Source organism: Caballeronia sp. NCF2, from assembly GCF_023631205.1.
GTDB lineage: Bacteria > Pseudomonadota > Gammaproteobacteria > Burkholderiales > Burkholderiaceae > Caballeronia > Caballeronia zhejiangensis.
Window position 1 is genome coordinate 60,726 of sequence record NZ_JALQDN010000001.1, and the last position, 13,666, is coordinate 74,391.

At 62.3% G+C, this 13,666-nt stretch carries 16 protein-coding genes; 7 read left to right on the forward strand and 9 right to left on the reverse strand.

Annotation, left to right across the window (positions count from 1 at the left end; genetic code table 11):
- Nucleotides 1-175 precede the first annotated feature (175 nt).
- Together NCS02_RS00290 and NCS02_RS00295 are read right to left on the reverse strand one after the other, a co-directional pair.
- Nucleotides 176-1,207: a serine/threonine protein kinase gene (locus NCS02_RS00290; RefSeq protein ID WP_239294357.1), complete on the reverse strand. Its 1,032-nt coding sequence runs from the start codon at nucleotides 1,205-1,207 to the stop codon at nucleotides 176-178.
- A gap of 34 nt (nucleotides 1,208-1,241) precedes the next feature.
- Nucleotides 1,242-1,454, reverse strand: coding sequence for a hypothetical protein (locus tag NCS02_RS00295; RefSeq protein ID WP_008352308.1), 213 nt, complete (start codon nucleotides 1,452-1,454; stop codon nucleotides 1,242-1,244).
- 324 nt (nucleotides 1,455-1,778) lie between these two features.
- Here NCS02_RS00295 and NCS02_RS00300 point away from each other — a divergent pair, with 324 nt between their 5' ends.
- Together NCS02_RS00300 and NCS02_RS00305 are read left to right on the forward strand one after the other, a co-directional pair.
- A complete protein-coding gene (locus tag NCS02_RS00300) occupies nucleotides 1,779-3,005 on the forward strand; it encodes an MFS transporter (protein WP_250522796.1) in 1,227 nt (408 codons plus the stop codon).
- 226 nt (nucleotides 3,006-3,231) lie between these two features.
- Nucleotides 3,232-3,417: a hypothetical protein gene (locus tag NCS02_RS00305; RefSeq protein ID WP_008352305.1), complete on the forward strand. Its 186-nt coding sequence runs from the start codon at nucleotides 3,232-3,234 to the stop codon at nucleotides 3,415-3,417.
- Between the two features lie 41 nt (nucleotides 3,418-3,458).
- Here NCS02_RS00305 and NCS02_RS00310 read toward each other — a convergent pair whose 3' ends face one another.
- Nucleotides 3,459-4,163: a dienelactone hydrolase family protein gene (locus NCS02_RS00310; RefSeq protein WP_008352303.1), complete on the reverse strand. Its 705-nt coding sequence runs from the start codon at nucleotides 4,161-4,163 to the stop codon at nucleotides 3,459-3,461.
- Between the two features lie 539 nt (nucleotides 4,164-4,702).
- Between NCS02_RS00310 and NCS02_RS00315 the strand changes: the two genes are divergently transcribed.
- On the forward strand, nucleotides 4,703-5,848 hold the full coding sequence (locus NCS02_RS00315; protein ID WP_008352302.1) for a branched-chain amino acid ABC transporter substrate-binding protein: 1,146 nt from the start codon (nucleotides 4,703-4,705) through the stop codon (nucleotides 5,846-5,848).
- A gap of 61 nt (nucleotides 5,849-5,909) precedes the next feature.
- Here NCS02_RS00315 and NCS02_RS00320 read toward each other — a convergent pair whose 3' ends face one another.
- A complete protein-coding gene (locus NCS02_RS00320; RefSeq protein WP_033536476.1) occupies nucleotides 5,910-7,133 on the reverse strand; it encodes an MFS transporter in 1,224 nt (407 codons plus the stop codon).
- Between the two features lie 156 nt (nucleotides 7,134-7,289).
- On the opposite strand from NCS02_RS00320, the gene NCS02_RS00325 reads away from it, so the two are divergent.
- Nucleotides 7,290-7,961 carry a HugZ family pyridoxamine 5'-phosphate oxidase gene (locus tag NCS02_RS00325; protein ID WP_175979686.1) on the forward strand — a complete coding sequence of 224 codons (672 nt, stop codon included), beginning with the start codon at nucleotides 7,290-7,292 and terminating at the stop codon, nucleotides 7,959-7,961.
- 369 nt (nucleotides 7,962-8,330) lie between these two features.
- Nucleotides 8,331-8,633 (forward strand): H-NS histone family protein, encoded by a 303-nt coding sequence (locus tag NCS02_RS00330; RefSeq protein WP_008352299.1) that lies wholly within the window; start codon nucleotides 8,331-8,333, stop codon nucleotides 8,631-8,633.
- 504 nt (nucleotides 8,634-9,137) lie between these two features.
- Here the strand turns inward: NCS02_RS00330 and NCS02_RS00335 are convergent.
- The 4 genes from NCS02_RS00335 to NCS02_RS00350 form a co-directional block, all read right to left on the reverse strand.
- Nucleotides 9,138-9,596, reverse strand: a complete 459-nt coding sequence (locus tag NCS02_RS00335; protein WP_008352298.1) for an Lrp/AsnC family transcriptional regulator — start codon at nucleotides 9,594-9,596, stop codon at nucleotides 9,138-9,140.
- Between the two features lie 105 nt (nucleotides 9,597-9,701).
- Entirely contained in the window at nucleotides 9,702-10,328 is a 627-nt protein-coding gene (locus tag NCS02_RS00340; protein ID WP_175979687.1) for a 3'-5' exonuclease family protein, read from the reverse strand.
- Nucleotides 10,325-10,981, reverse strand: a complete 657-nt coding sequence (locus NCS02_RS00345; protein WP_250435385.1) for an MBL fold metallo-hydrolase — start codon at nucleotides 10,979-10,981, stop codon at nucleotides 10,325-10,327. The genes NCS02_RS00340 and NCS02_RS00345 overlap by 4 nt, the downstream gene beginning before the upstream one ends.
- A gap of 419 nt (nucleotides 10,982-11,400) precedes the next feature.
- Nucleotides 11,401-11,670 carry a hypothetical protein gene (locus NCS02_RS00350; RefSeq protein ID WP_250478973.1) on the reverse strand — a complete coding sequence of 90 codons (270 nt, stop codon included), beginning with the start codon at nucleotides 11,668-11,670 and terminating at the stop codon, nucleotides 11,401-11,403.
- Here NCS02_RS00350 and NCS02_RS00355 point away from each other — a divergent pair.
- Nucleotides 11,647-12,255, forward strand: coding sequence for a septal ring lytic transglycosylase RlpA family protein (locus tag NCS02_RS00355; protein ID WP_033536464.1), 609 nt, complete (start codon nucleotides 11,647-11,649; stop codon nucleotides 12,253-12,255). The genes NCS02_RS00350 and NCS02_RS00355 overlap by 24 nt on opposite strands.
- 53 nt (nucleotides 12,256-12,308) lie before the next feature.
- Here NCS02_RS00355 and rsmI read toward each other — a convergent pair whose 3' ends face one another.
- Complete coding sequence (gene rsmI, locus NCS02_RS00360) at nucleotides 12,309-13,190, reverse strand: 16S rRNA (cytidine(1402)-2'-O)-methyltransferase (protein WP_175979689.1); 882 nt, start codon at nucleotides 13,188-13,190, stop codon at nucleotides 12,309-12,311.
- Between rsmI and NCS02_RS00365 the strand changes: the two genes are divergently transcribed.
- Entirely contained in the window at nucleotides 13,189-13,623 is a 435-nt protein-coding gene (locus tag NCS02_RS00365) for a YraN family protein (protein ID WP_250438621.1), read from the forward strand. The two genes, rsmI and NCS02_RS00365, sit on opposite strands and share 2 nt — an antisense overlap.
- Nucleotides 13,624-13,666: the final 43 nt, after the last annotated feature.

Sequence of the window (13,666 nt, forward strand, 5' to 3'; positions counted from 1 at the left end):
CGTCTCTCCAGAATTCGGGCGTTGGCAGGCAAAGCCGCGCCCCGATCGCTAAACGCGCACGCGCGCGCGGCGATCGATGTCAGGCGGGCAAATGAGAATTGTTATCATTACATGCCGAAAAGCGCTTTTCAACGCTTTGCGATCGCCTGACAGTCCGCGAATGTCACAAAAAATTTCAAACGGGCCAAAGCGGGCCTTCCTGCATCGCGCCGACTTGCTCGCGCAATTCGAGGATTCGGTCTTCCCAGTAACGTTGCGTGTTGAACCACGGGAAGGCGGCGGGGAACGCCGGATCGTTCCAGCGGCGCGCGAGCCACGCCGAATAATGAATCAGCCGCAGCGTGCGCAGCGCTTCGATCAGATGCAGTTCGCGCGGATCGAACTCGCAAAAATCTTCGTAACCGGCGAGCAGATCGGTGAGCGCGCGCGATGCATCCGCGCGTCCGGCGGGCAAGAGCAGCCACAAGTCCTGAATGGCCGGGCCCATGCGGCTGTCGTCGAAATCGACGAAATGCGGGCCCGCGTCGGTCCACAGCACGTTGCTCGGATGACAGTCGCCGTGCAGACGCACGTGCCGCACATCGCCCGCGCGCTCGAAACATTGCGCGACGCCTTCGAGCGCCATCGACACGACGGCTTCCCACGCTTCGCGCACATCGGCGGGAACGAAGCCGTGCGTCAGCAGGAACTCGCGCGGTTCATAGCCGAAAGTGTCGATATCGAGCGTCGGCCGCTCGCGATACGGCTCGACCGCGCCCACCGCGTGAATCCGCCCGATGAAGCGCCCGAGCCATTCGAGCGTGTCGCTGCGATCGAGGTCGGGCGCGCGTCCGCCGCGCCGCTCGAAGATGGAGAAGCGAAAGCCGTCGAATTCGTGCAGCGTCGTGCCATCGAGCGCGCGCGCGGGCACGGCCGGAATCTCACGCGCGACGAGACTCGCGACGAACGCGTGCTCTTCGAGAATCGCCGCATTCGACCATCGTTTCGGCCGATAGAACTTCGCGACGATCGGTGCGCCGTCCTCGACGCCCACCTGATAGACGCGGTTTTCGTAGCTGTTGAGCGGCAGCAGGCGGCCATCGGTACGCGCGCCTGCGGGCATCAGCACGCGGTCGACTGCATCGAGTACGCAATCGGGCGTGAGGCCGGAGAAGGGCGGCGCGTCGTCGGCGGGCGCGCCCTGGGAGTCGGGATGGATCGAGTTCATCCCGGCATTGTGCCGCAATGCGGCGCGTCGCTTCTCAGTGCACGACCGTGTTCGACGGGCGCACGACATCGCCCGTATCGATCAGGTCTTCGAGAAAGAACGGCTCGGTATTGAGCAGTTTGGTTACGCCAGGCTCGCCCGCGTACCAGGCGACCATGGCCATGTCGCCGAGAATGCGCATCACGATGCCGCGCGCGCCCTGAGGCACGGCAATATGCACGGAGCGGACAATCGAACCGATTTGCATGATGAATCCCCGTTTCAACGCCGGCTGGGATTGAAGCGCCGGTCATATGTTTTCACCAAGCACAGGCTTTTCACGGCTCGTGCACCAGACAATCGCCGCGTCGCTGTTGCGGGAAGCGCGACACGCGCGGCTTTCATGAACGATTGTGCTCTAACTTTAGCGCATGGCGGCGCGTCGGCGCGACGCCATTCGCTTCGTTATGTTGCCGATCGCAGACGAATAGCAGCAATTAATGGGCTACGTGGCCGGATCGCGGCTTGCTTATCAGGCAAAACCCTGAGGATCGGCGTATCGTCGAGAGTTTTTTCAGCAGAGACTTCATTCGTGGATGCTAACGCAAACCGGGCCGCCGATGCCGCTCGGTATCTCGAACGCGGCTCGCGCGCCTATTGGCGTGCTTCGCTCGCGTTGCTGTTCGCCGGTTATGCGACTTTCTCGCTGCTCTACTGCGTGCAGCCGTTGCTTCCCGAGTTCACGAAGGCGTTCGGCGTCAGTCCGGCGGTCAGCGCGCTCGCGGTGTCGGTGAGCACGGCGGCGTTGGCGATCGCCATCTTCATCGCGGGATTCGTCTCGGAAAGCTGGAGCCGTCATCGGCTGATGACGCTTTCGCTGCTCGCGTCGTCGGTGCTGACGGTGATCGCCGCCGTGCTGCCGGACTGGCACGCGCTGCTCGTCGTGCGCGCGCTCGAAGGCTTCGCGCTCGGCGGCGTGCCCGCGGTCGCGATGGCGTATCTCGCGGAGGAAGTGCATCCCGAAGGCCTCGGTCTCGCGATGGGACTCTACGTCGGCGGGACGGCCATCGGCGGCATGGCCGGGCGCGTGATCAGCGGCATCCTCGCGGATCTTTTCGGTTGGCGCGTCGCTATCGGCGGAATCGGGCTGCTGGGTCTGCTCGCCACGCTCGCGTTCCGCTCGCTGCTGCCGCCGTCGCGACGCTTCAAGCCGCGGCGCGGCGTCGGGTTCGCGCATCATCGGCGCTCGCTCGGCGGGCATCTGCGGCATCGCGGTTTGCCGTTTCTGTTTCTCATCGGCTTCGTGCTGATGGGCAGTTTCGTCACGCTTTACAACTACGTCGGATATCGGTTGCTGGGCGCGCCGTTCGACCTGAATCAGACGCAGATCGGCGCGATCTTCACCGTGTATTTGACGGGCGTGGTCGCGTCGCCGTGGTCCGGCAAGATGGCCGATGTCTTCGGGCGCGGCCGCGTGCTGATCGCAAGCCTGGTGCTGATGATGCTCGGCATCGCGTTGACCTTGTCGAACGCGCTGCCGGTGATCATTGCGGGTATCGCGTGCCTGACGTTCGGCTTTTTCGCAGGGCACTCGGTCGCGAGCGGCTGGGTCGGACGGCTCGCGATGCAAGCGAAAGGCCAGGCGGCCGCGCTCTATCTGCTCGCGTATTACATCGGGTCGAGTCTGATCGGATCGTACGGAGGGCACTTCTGGACCGCGTTCGGATGGAAGGGCGTCGCCGGGCTGATCGGCGCGCTGCTGCTCGTCGGGATTGCGGGCGCGGTGCATCTGAACCGGCGCGAGCACGCTGTCGTCTGAACAATCGAAAGCCGATTGAAATAAGCCGAAGCTAAGGGTTTTTCCGCGTCCGCTTAAAAATAGGTGCCTGCAAGTCCTTGTCGCGCAAGGCTTTCGTACGTTTTCGTGGTTTGCCGTCGCACGAAGTTGGGCTAACGCCTTCGTTGGCGCGGCCTATACTCGAATCGTCGATGCAGCTTTTCACACGCGACGATAAAGCCAGAAGCAGGACGATGGGAGACGCACCATGACGACGTATTTCACGATCGGCGACTTCATTCTGATCATCCCGATGGCGCTCGCTGGCGCGCTGTTCCTCGGGGCCATTCCCTGCGCGACGCATCTGAGAAACAACGTACTGCGCGTGTTCGGCGCATTGCTCGGTGTGCTCGCCGCCTTTCTGCTCGTCGAAGGATTGCCCGCGCTGATATAGCAAGCGCGCCGTTCAGGGCGCGCTTGCGAAAGGTGCTTCTATTACAGATGAGCGCCGAGGAAGGTCAGCGTGCGTCCGTGCGCGAGCGCCGACGCCTTCCCGTTATACGACGCGCGATCGCCGCAGTTGAAGCCGTGGTCGGCTTGCGCGTAGACATACAGTTCCGAATCCTCGCGGCCCGCGAACTTCTGACGGACGGCATCGACGGCATCGGCGGGAATGTGCGCGTCGAGTTCGCCGTAATGGAACTGCATCGGCACCTTGACCTGATCGGCCTTGTCGAGCGCGTTCTGAATGCCGCCGCCGTAATAGGCCACCGCCGTATCCACCGAACCCTCGGCCGCCGCGAGATACGCGAGCCGGCCGCCGAAGCAATAGCCGATCGCCGCGATCTTGCCCGTCACTTCGGGCAGCGCGCGCAGCGCTTTCGCAGCCGCGCCGACGTCCGCGACAGCGGCATCGAGCTTGGTCTTTTGCAGCAGTTCCATCGCCTTTTCGCGATCCGCGCCTTCGTAACCCAGCTCGACGCGCGGCTGCGTGCGCCAGAAAACATCGGGTGCGAGGGCGACGTAGCCATCGGCGGCGTATTGATCCGCGACGCTGCGAATGTGGCCGTTCACGCCGAAGATCTCCTGCAGGATGATCACGGCGGGTCCGGTGCCCGTCTTCGGCAGCGCGAGATAGCCTTGGAAGCTGCCGCCATCGGCCGGAATGTCGATCCAGCGTGAAGTCGTGGAAACGGTCACGTCAAACTCCTTGTGTGTGGGAATGCAGGCGTGTGAGTTTGCCAGCTTTCCCTTTCAGTCGCCCTGAACGCCCGCGGGCCCTCTGGCACGCGCTTTGACGCGCAGCCGGTTTTTAGAGGCGCCGATCTAAACGCCAGCTAAAAACAGTCATTAAAAAACAGGCTAATGGTGCCGATGGGCAGGGATTATCGGCGCGCGTCTGCCAGACTCGAATGACGGCCAAACCTTTGCGCGCCGATGTCGCGCAAACCCGCATGCACAGGGCTTCTTCACGCGAACGCCACCACAAACGGCGGCGCATCACAACTGGCCGTTAATTGGTAGTGACACCACTATCTTAAAAAACTTCCCTAAATTAATTTGACAACCCTACACTTGCGCGCAGTGCGGATGGCGGCTGCCACGAACGGCCTGCCGGAAGGACTTGCCAAGTGCATGACGATGCATCCGGCGTGGTCGTCCACGGGACTGAGCGATCGTGATGAAAGACGGGGCACAGGGCGATTACGTTGTTTTTGGGACCGAAACTGGAGACTTACATGAACACCAAGCTTCACAAACTGTTGCCGATCAGCGCCGCAGCCGTGCTCTTCGCGACGTTGGCAACGTCCGCAGCAGCCGACCAGGTCGTCAAGATCGGTCACGTCGCTCCGCTGACCGGCGGCATTGCTCACCTGGGCAAGGATAACGAAAACGGCGCGCGGCTCGCAGTCGAAGAGATCAACGCCAAGGGCCTGACGATCAACGGCCAGAAGGTCACGCTCGAACTCGACGCGCAAGACGACGCGGCCGACCCGCGCACGGCGACGCAAGTCGCGCAGAAGCTGGTCGACGACAAGGTCGTGGGCGTCGTCGGTCACCTGAACTCCGGCACGTCGATCCCGGCGTCGAAGATTTATAGCGACGCGGGCATCGTGCAGATTTCCCCGTCGGCGACGAACCCGACCTACACGCAGCAAGGCTTCAAGACGACGTACCGCGTCGTCGCGACCGATGCGCAGCAAGGTCCGGCGCTCGCCAACTACGCCGCGAAGAACCTGAAGGTGAAGAGCGTCGCCGTGGTGGACGACTCGACGGCATACGGCCAGGGTCTCGCGAACGAGTTCGAAAAGACCGCCAAGTCGCTCGGCCTGAAGGTGATCTCGCACGACGCGACCAACGACAAGGCCGTCGACTTCCGCGCGATTCTGACGAAGATCAAGGGTGAGAACCCCGACGCCGTGATGTACGGCGGCATGGACGCAACCGGCGGCCCGTTCGCCAAGCAAGCCAAGCAGCTCGGCCTGCGCGCCAAGGTTCTCGCGGGCGACGGCGTCTGTACGGAGAAGCTGTCGGATCTCGCAGGCGATGCGACCGACAACGTCGTGTGCTCGGAAGCGGGCATGGCGCTCGAGAAGATGGACGGCGGCAAGCAGTTCGCGGAGAAGTTCCAGAAGCGCTTCGGCCAGCCGATCCAGATCTACGCGCCGTTCACGTATGACGCGGTGTACATCATCGTCGACGCGATGAAGCGCGCCAACTCGACCGATCCGGCGAAGATCGTCGCCGCGATGCCGAACACGGACTACAAGGGCGTGATCGGCGAGACGACCTTCGATTCGAAGGGCGATCTGAAGCACGGCGTGATCTCGCTGTACAACTACAAGGGCGGCAAGAAGACGCTGCTCGACGTCGTGAAGATGTAATTTCCTTCGGACTTCTCGAAGTCCAGAGAAGCGCGCGGTTCCGAAAGGACCGCGCGCTTTTTCATATCTTCCAGCGCCTGAGAATGCGCGGTCCGATGAGCGTGATGACGAAGCAGCACGCCGCGACGACGCACAGCCCGATCGGCAGATTGCTGATCTGTGCAACGCCGCCGATCAACACCGGCCCGAGCAGCAGCCCGAAATACGCGAGGCCCGCGACCTGCGCGAGCCCTTCCGCGGGCGTCACGCCCTCGACGCGCGCCGCTGCTGCGAACAGCACCGGCATCATGTTCGCGAGGCCCAAGCCCATCAGCGTGAAGCCGGTCATCGTGACGATGGTGTTCGGCAGCAAGAGCGCCATCACCATGCCGATGAACGCAAGCCCCGCGCTGCCGAAGATCAGTTGCGGCGCGCCGAAACGCGCGCGCACCGCGTCGCCGCCGAAGCGGCCGGCCGCCATGCCGCCCGAGAACGCGGCGTAAGCGGCGCTCGACACCGACGGCGTGGCTTCGACGACATCGCGCATATATACAGTGGCCCAGTCGTACATCGCGCCTTCCGCGATCAGCGCGACGAGCGCGAGGCCGCCGAGCGCCCACAGCGCGCCCGAGCGCCAGCGATTCGATGACGACGCCTTCGCGTGCTCGTCGTGATGCGGAACGTGCGGCAGCACGGCGGGCATCGATACGAGCAGTACGAGCAGGCTCACACCGGAAGCGAGCGCGAGATGCGCCGCCGGCGCGAGTCCGTGCGCGAGCAGTGCGCCGCCCGCGGCCGCGCCCGCCATCCCGCCGATGCTGAACATGCCATGCAGCGACGACATGATCGGCTGCGCCAGAGCCTGCTCGACCGCGCTGGCCTCGGCGTTCATCGCGACATCGAGCGTCGCCATGCCGAAGCCGAAAATCGCGAGCACGACGAGCAGCATCCAGTAAGAAGGCGTCACGAGGATCAGCGAGCCGCAGATCATCATCGTGATGCCGCCCGCCATGCACGCGGTGCGCGTGCCGGCGCGCGCGATCCACGATCCGGCGGTGAGCATCGCGAAGATCGAGCCGCCCGCGACCGCCAGCAACGCGAACGAGAGCATGCCGGGACTGAGTGCGAACTTGTCGCGCACGGTGGGAACGTGCACGCCCCAGGAGGCGTACATCATGCCCGCGATGAAGAAGACGGCCATCGTCGCGTAGCGCGCGCGTACGCGTGTGGCATGCGGAAGAGTGCGATGTAGCGCGAGCGTCGGATTGGATTCGCAGGCGGCGGAGGCAGTGGTCGAATCGGACACGAATGAAATCGTTCTTTGAAGTTGCGCGGGATGCGATGACAACCGGACATGTTGCCATCGAACGCGAAGGCTTTCGATTCTATCGAACGGCCAGGCGACACGCTCGGACCTGCTGCATTACCATCGTCCGACCATTCACCCACGCACGAGGCCCGGATGAACATCCCGTCGCAAGCGCCGCTGCATCTGCTGCATCGCGTCTCCGAAGGCACGCTCGCCACGCTTACCCGCGAGCCGCGCGGCTTTCCCTATCCGACGGCGCTGCCGTTCGCGCCGACCGAGCGCCATGTGCCGATGGTGCTCATCAGCCATCTCGCCGAGCACACGCGCAATCTTCAGGCCGATGCGCGCGCGGGGTTTCTGGTTTCCCACGCGGCGGATGGCGGCGTGCTGGAAGGCCAGCGCCTGACGATGCTCGGCAGTTTCGCGCCCGCCGCGCCCGAAGATTGCGAAGAGCTCGCGCGGCGCTATTTGCGGTATCACCCGGATGCGGCACGCTATCTGAAACTCGGCGATTTTTCCTTCTGGGTGATGTCGCTCGAGCGCATGCGTTATATAGGCGGATTCGGCGCGATGGGATGGCTCGGCGGAGAAGAACTGGATTCGCTGCCGCCGCTTTCGGCGGACGACGAATCGTCGTTATGCAAATATTTCGATGCTTACAGCGGCCGTCCGGAGAATCTCGGATTATTGGGGATAGACCGGTACGGCTGCGATTTGCTGCTCGCCGACATCCGCAATCGTTTTACATTCGATTACCCGAAACTGACGAACGAGGATTTGAAGGCCGCGGTTATCGATTGTTTTGAGCGTCAACGTAATATTTGAACGAGATAAATCCGAGACGTTGCGACCCGATTTCAACCGCATGGAACGCGCTGCAGAGCGGCTTTTTCGTGGCAAGTTACCATCTCATGAAACTTTGCGACTGACTCGTTTGTCTTTGTTTTCATCCGATGCCATCGTCGAGTCGTCGTCGCGACTGGCAGAGCTTTTTAAGTCCGAAGAGCGAACAAGCGAACCTTCTGAGCTTTCGGCAATTGTTACGAAGAAAATTGCTAAACTTTTAATAAGTGGCGATTCGCACATGCCGCGTTATTGGGAACTGTGTTAATCTGCGTGCCAGTCCGAGGCTATACTGATAACTGAAAGCGAGCGCGCCGATTCGCAAGTCAGCAAACCACTTAGGGAATTGCCATGCCTTCATACAAGGAACTCCTCGCACAACGCGAGTCTCTCGAACGTCAGATTGAAGAAGCGAAGTCGCGCGAATACGCGGAAGTGCTTAATGAGATCAAGCAGAAAATGTCGGATTATGGCATCACGCTTCAGGAACTGGCTGGCGGCCGTGGCGCAAAAGGCGCGAAGGCCGCGCGCAGCCGCTCGGGCGTGGCGCCGAAATATCGCGATCCCGAAAGTGGCAGCACGTGGTCGGGTCGCGGCAAGCCGCCGAAGTGGATCGCCGGGCAGGATCGGGATAATTTTCTGATCGGCAAGTAATTGCAAAGCATCAATCGATGCATTCGAAGAGCCGCGTTACGTGACGCGGCTTTTTCATTTGTGCGATCAGATGAACGGTGTTTCGTCATTTGCCGAAGTTCGAAGACCGGAGACACATTACACCGCGCTTGCGTCAACAGCGCGCAGGCCGAAAAACCGGGACGTCTCCTGAAGGAATATTGCGCCAGATAGCGGACTTTCGGCAACTCGGATCATCGTGGTTCTGCCGTCGAATTTCGGCATTAATTTCCTCGGCGGATTGCTGTTCACGGTTCGCGTCGCAATGCTGGCTCGCGAGCGAACCTGGATCGCCAACCATCAGGATATTTCGCCCGTATCAGGCCGGGCGTGCTGGGTAGTTTGATTTTTATCGACTGGCTGAAAGGGAATTGGATGCGCGTTCGCCCATTGCATTACAAGGCTCTTCCAACGGACGCACCGATTCCGCGCGCTGGAACCAACGGTCCAAGCGCGCATTAGAAACGCGGCGCTAAACGCAATCCGTCAGAGCGGCAATTGCGTGTCGAACTTGATCTCTCGGAGCACAACGCTCGTTCGCACCTGAGCGACGGCAGGAATCTTGAAGATGCGATCGTGGAGAAAGGCGTCGTAAGCCTTGATATCGGGCGCGACGATCTTGAGGATGTAATCGGATTCGCCGGTCGTGCTATAGCACTCGGTGACTTCCGGGCAAGTGGCGATTTCGCGTTCGAATTGCTCGACGCCGCCTTCCGTATGCCGTGTCAAATGAATATGCGCGAGCGCGCAGACATGCAGACCGAGCTTTTCGCGATCGAGCAGCGCGGTATAGCGCTGAATGACGCCCGATTGCTCCATGTCCTTGATGCGACGCCAGCACGGCGTGCTCGACAAGCCGACCTGGTCGGAGATTTCCTGAACGGAGCGGCGTGCGTCCAGCTGCAGGAGACGCAAGATTTTTTGTGAGAATGTATCGAGAGTCAACTGCGCCTCCGTTCGGTCGCGATTTGACTCTCATAGTAGAGGCGTCGAAAAAGAAACGCAATGCAAACGCGCCCGCACTGAGGGAGTTTCCCTAACTCCCCCGCCTCAGGGCGCGGTTTTACCTTCAGTGTCGTCGCCGGATTCCTTCGCAAGCCTGGCCAGCTTCTCCTGCGAGATCCGCAGGTCGGCCAGCATGTTGCAAAAGAGTGCGCCTTGCTCGATAGCATCGTCCAGCGCGACGTGCGTATGCGGCAGCTCGTCGAACCAGTGTTTCGGCAGACGCGGCTTGATGGCCTTGCGATACGGCAGGCCGGTCATCGCAAAGGCGAGCGTCTTGATGTCGAGCGCCGACCACGAAAACGGGCAGCGCTCGGCAAAGCGCATCATGTACCAGAACATATGCGTGAAGTCGAAGCCCGCCGGATACGCGACGAACACGGGCTTGCCGGGCAGCGCTTCCACCCATTCGACATAGGCCGGCAAGGCGATTTCCGGCTTCTGCAGATCCTTGCGGCATGCGGCCCACGCGTCGGGCTGCGTCTTCCACCAAGCCGCCTGAACCGGATGCGGCGTCGCGCCTTCGAGCGTTTCGAGATTCGCGGAGAAGGTGCCGATGAGCTGCTTGTCCGCGGTGTAGGCCGCGGACGCGAAGCTCAGCATCGAATGCGGTCCGGGAATCGGGCCATCGGCCTCGACATCGGTGCTGACGTAGATTTCGGGAATTGCGTTCACGCTGTCGCACCCGTTGCCGCGCCGTCGCGCACGAAAGGATTGCTGCGCCGTTCCTCGCCGAACGTCGATGCCGGGCCGTGTCCGGGAACGAAGGTGACATCGTCGCCGAGCGGCCAGAGCTTTTCGCGGATCGAGCGGATGAGTTCCGCGTGATTGCCGCGCGGGAAATCGGTCCGGCCGATCGAACCGGCGAACAGGACGTCGCCGACGAACGCCAGATTGTGCTCCCGACTGAAAAATACGACGTGACCCGGCGTGTGGCCCGGGCAGAAATAGACTTCCATCGACTCGTTGCCGAACTGCACGGCGTCGCCGTCGTCGAGCCAGCGTTCCGGCGTGAAGGCTTCGGCGTTCGAAAAACCGAAGCGCTGAGTCTGCGCGGGCAACTGATCGATCCAGAACGCATCTTCGCGATGCGGTCCCTCTATTTGTATACCGTAATGGTCCGCGAGCGCCTTGGCGCCGCCGCAATGATCGAGATGGCCGTGCGTGAGAAGAATCTTGTCGACGGTCACGCCCTGGCGTTCGACTTCCGCGATGATGCGTTCGATGTCGCCACCCGGATCGACGATGGCGGCGCGCTGGGTCGCTTCGCAGATCACGATCGAACAGTTCTGCTGAAAGGGCGTTACGGGAACGAGAATGACTTTCATATGACTCACGTCGATGCGCGCGGGCCTGTAAAAACGTTCATTGTACCGGTGCGACCACGGGTCCGACGGCAGCGCGCGCCCCGACGGCTTTGCTCAAAAAAGCGGCAATTCTTACGCTCATAGCGAAAATCAATGACAATTCGATGGGTCCGATGAGCCGGACCACGGTTTTTTTGTATAATGGCACTACTTGTGCATGGATCGAACCATGCCGTCATTGGGCGAATGCCAAAACGCTAGTGCGTTTTTACAATCGCTGTCAGTACGCTGTTGGGGGCCAAAAGCCTCGCAATTGCAACTCACGCACCTCCAGTAGGTGCACACGTCTTGTCCGGCCAGACGCCGCGCGTCTGTCAGATGGCCTTTGCCGCCGTCACGCCGGATGGGGCCTACGCCGCCGTTCCTGCGCTCACTTGGCTTCACCAGCGCACGAACGTGATGCCACGTTCGATGGCGGCTTGTGGGGTCTGGTCAGGCTGCCGGGGACAGGTTGCGCCAGACGTGAACAATAACCGGGCGTTTGCGGCACGAGTGCGCCGCATCCGAGCACAGTCCACCGTTCGCTTCAGCGAGCGGCGTTCTGCTTTGCACGGCAAAGCCTCGAGCAGCCTTGCGCGCGCCGACCAGCGCAGCGCGGCCGCTCCTTTATCGTTGAAAACACGTCTATGAATGCTCGATTTATTCGACATGTCGGGAGCCTGCTAGCAGTTGGCGTGCTGGCGGGTTGCGCCGCGCCGGGTTCGGGCGATGTCGCATCCAATCCTCAGAACACAAACTCCTTCAGCACGAGCAGTGCCCGCTCGACGGCGCCGCTCGCCTTCGATTCGCACCTTTCCGCGCTGCCCGCCGAGAAGCCGGCGCAACCGGCGCAGTCGCTTTCCGACGCCGAGCCGATCACGACCGGTCCCGACGCCAGCAACTTCGAGCAGAAGGGCAAGGCGTCGTGGTACGGACGCATGTTCCACGGTCGCAAGACCGCGAGCGGCGAGAAGTTCAACATGAACGCGATGACCGCAGCGCATCGCACGCTGCCGCTCGCGTCGTGGGTGCGCGTGACGAACGAAGCGAATCACAAGACCGTCGTCGTGAAGATCAACGATCGCGGCCCTTATGTGCACGGACGCGTGATCGATCTGTCGTATGCAGCGGCGGCGGTGCTCGGCATGCGCGGCGCCGGCACGCAGAAGGTGAAGATCGAAGGTCTCACGCAGCAGGAAGCGCGTGCGGCGCGCGAAGAGCAGGCTCAGGCGCTGGCCGACGACAGCGTGAACTGATCTCGCCGACAGCTTCGCAGAACCCGACGGGCCGTTATCGCAACGGCCCGTTTTTATTTCTCGTCGCGTTTGGCGAGCTTCAGCGCGCGTTCATACAGCGCATTGCGCGACGCGCCCGTCAATGTCGCCGCGATGCGCGCCGCGCTTTTCACCGACAACTCTTCCAGCAGCGTCGACAGCAGCGCGTCGTGGGCGTCGTCGGCGTCGTGCGCTTCGGGCGCGCCTTCGACGACCAGGACGAATTCCCCGCGTTGACGATTCGCATCGGCTTCGAGCCACGTTGGCCCTTCGGCCAGGGTGCAGCGATGCAGGCTCTCATGTAACTTCGTCAGCTCACGGGCGATCAGCAGTTGCCGTTCGCCGCCGAACGCGTCGCCGAGCGCGCGCACGGTTTCGACGATGCGATGCGGCGCCTCGTAGAACACCAGCGCCATCGGAAGACTTGCGAGTTTCTTCAGCTCCGACGCACGTTGCTTCGCCTTCGTCGGCAGGAAGCCGATGAACGAGAAGCCGCCGACGAACGCGCCCGCCGCGCTCAATGCGGTCGTGAGCGCGCTCGCGCCCGGCAGCGGGATGACCGGCAGGCCGGCCTCGCGCACGGCATCGACGAGACGCGCGCCGGGATCGGAGATACCGGGCGTGCCCGCGTCGGATACGCACGCGATGCGCTCGCCGTTCCTGAGATGCTCGATCACGCGTTCGGCGGCGCTGCGCTCGTTGTGCTCGTGCACGGCGATCGACGGCTTCGAAATGCCATAGCGCGCGAGCAGTTGCGCGGTGTTGCGCGTGTCTTCGGCGGCGATGCGATCCGCGAGTCCGAGCACGTGGAGCGCGCGCACGGTGATGTCCGCCGCGTTGCCGATCGGCGTTGCGACGATATACAGCGCGCCTGTCGGATAGTGCTGCCCAGCGGCGAGTTCGGAGATCTGAAGCATGAGCGCGGGCGTCGAAGGAAAGGTCGTCATTTTGCCATGCGCGATTCGGTGGCCCGCCGACAACTTTTACGGAGGAGCCGTGTCCAAAACGCTCGGCGACGCTTTCGAGTCGCACGCGCTCGCGTTCCTGCAGCGGCAGCGCATGCGTCTTGTCGCGCGCAACGTGACGTGTCGCGGCGGCGAGATCGATCTCGTGATGCTCGATGAACGCGGCGCGCTCGTGTTCGTCGAAGTCCGCGCGAGAAGAAGCAGGCGTTACGCGAATGCCGTCGCAAGCGTCGATGCGAAGAAGCGCGCGCGCCTCGTACATGCGGCGCAGCATTTCCTGACGACATGGCGCGGCGCGTTGCCTGCGTGCCGTTTCGACGTCGTCGCATTCGATGCGGGCCGCATCCATTGGCTGCCCGATGCGTTTCGCGCCGACGAGGCGTGACTGCGGTTCATCGCATGATGCATGCGGTAAACTGCGCAACAAC

What these genes read in the sequence shown, in the direction of transcription:
- NCS02_RS00290 (WP_239294357.1), bottom strand. Translation starts at nt 1,207, where the DNA reads ATGAACTCGATCCATCCCGACTCCCAGGGCGCGCCCGCCGACGACGCG.
- NCS02_RS00295 (WP_008352308.1), bottom strand. Translation starts at nt 1,454, where the DNA reads ATGCAAATCGGTTCGATTGTCCGCTCCGTGCATATTGCCGTGCCTCAG.
- NCS02_RS00305 (WP_008352305.1), top strand. Translation starts at nt 3,232, where the DNA reads ATGACGACGTATTTCACGATCGGCGACTTCATTCTGATCATCCCGATG.
- NCS02_RS00315 (WP_008352302.1), top strand. Translation starts at nt 4,703, where the DNA reads ATGAACACCAAGCTTCACAAACTGTTGCCGATCAGCGCCGCAGCCGTG.
- NCS02_RS00325 (WP_175979686.1), top strand. Translation starts at nt 7,290, where the DNA reads ATGAACATCCCGTCGCAAGCGCCGCTGCATCTGCTGCATCGCGTCTCC.
- NCS02_RS00330 (WP_008352299.1), top strand. Translation starts at nt 8,331, where the DNA reads ATGCCTTCATACAAGGAACTCCTCGCACAACGCGAGTCTCTCGAACGT.
- NCS02_RS00345 (WP_250435385.1), bottom strand. Translation starts at nt 10,981, where the DNA reads ATGAAAGTCATTCTCGTTCCCGTAACGCCCTTTCAGCAGAACTGTTCG.
- NCS02_RS00355 (WP_033536464.1), top strand. Translation starts at nt 11,647, where the DNA reads ATGAATGCTCGATTTATTCGACATGTCGGGAGCCTGCTAGCAGTTGGC.
- NCS02_RS00350 (WP_250478973.1), bottom strand. Translation starts at nt 11,670, where the DNA reads ATGTCGAATAAATCGAGCATTCATAGACGTGTTTTCAACGATAAAGGA.
- NCS02_RS00365 (WP_250438621.1), top strand. Translation starts at nt 13,189, where the DNA reads ATGAGCGCGGGCGTCGAAGGAAAGGTCGTCATTTTGCCATGCGCGATT.
- rsmI (WP_175979689.1), bottom strand. Translation starts at nt 13,190, where the DNA reads ATGCTTCAGATCTCCGAACTCGCCGCTGGGCAGCACTATCCGACAGGC.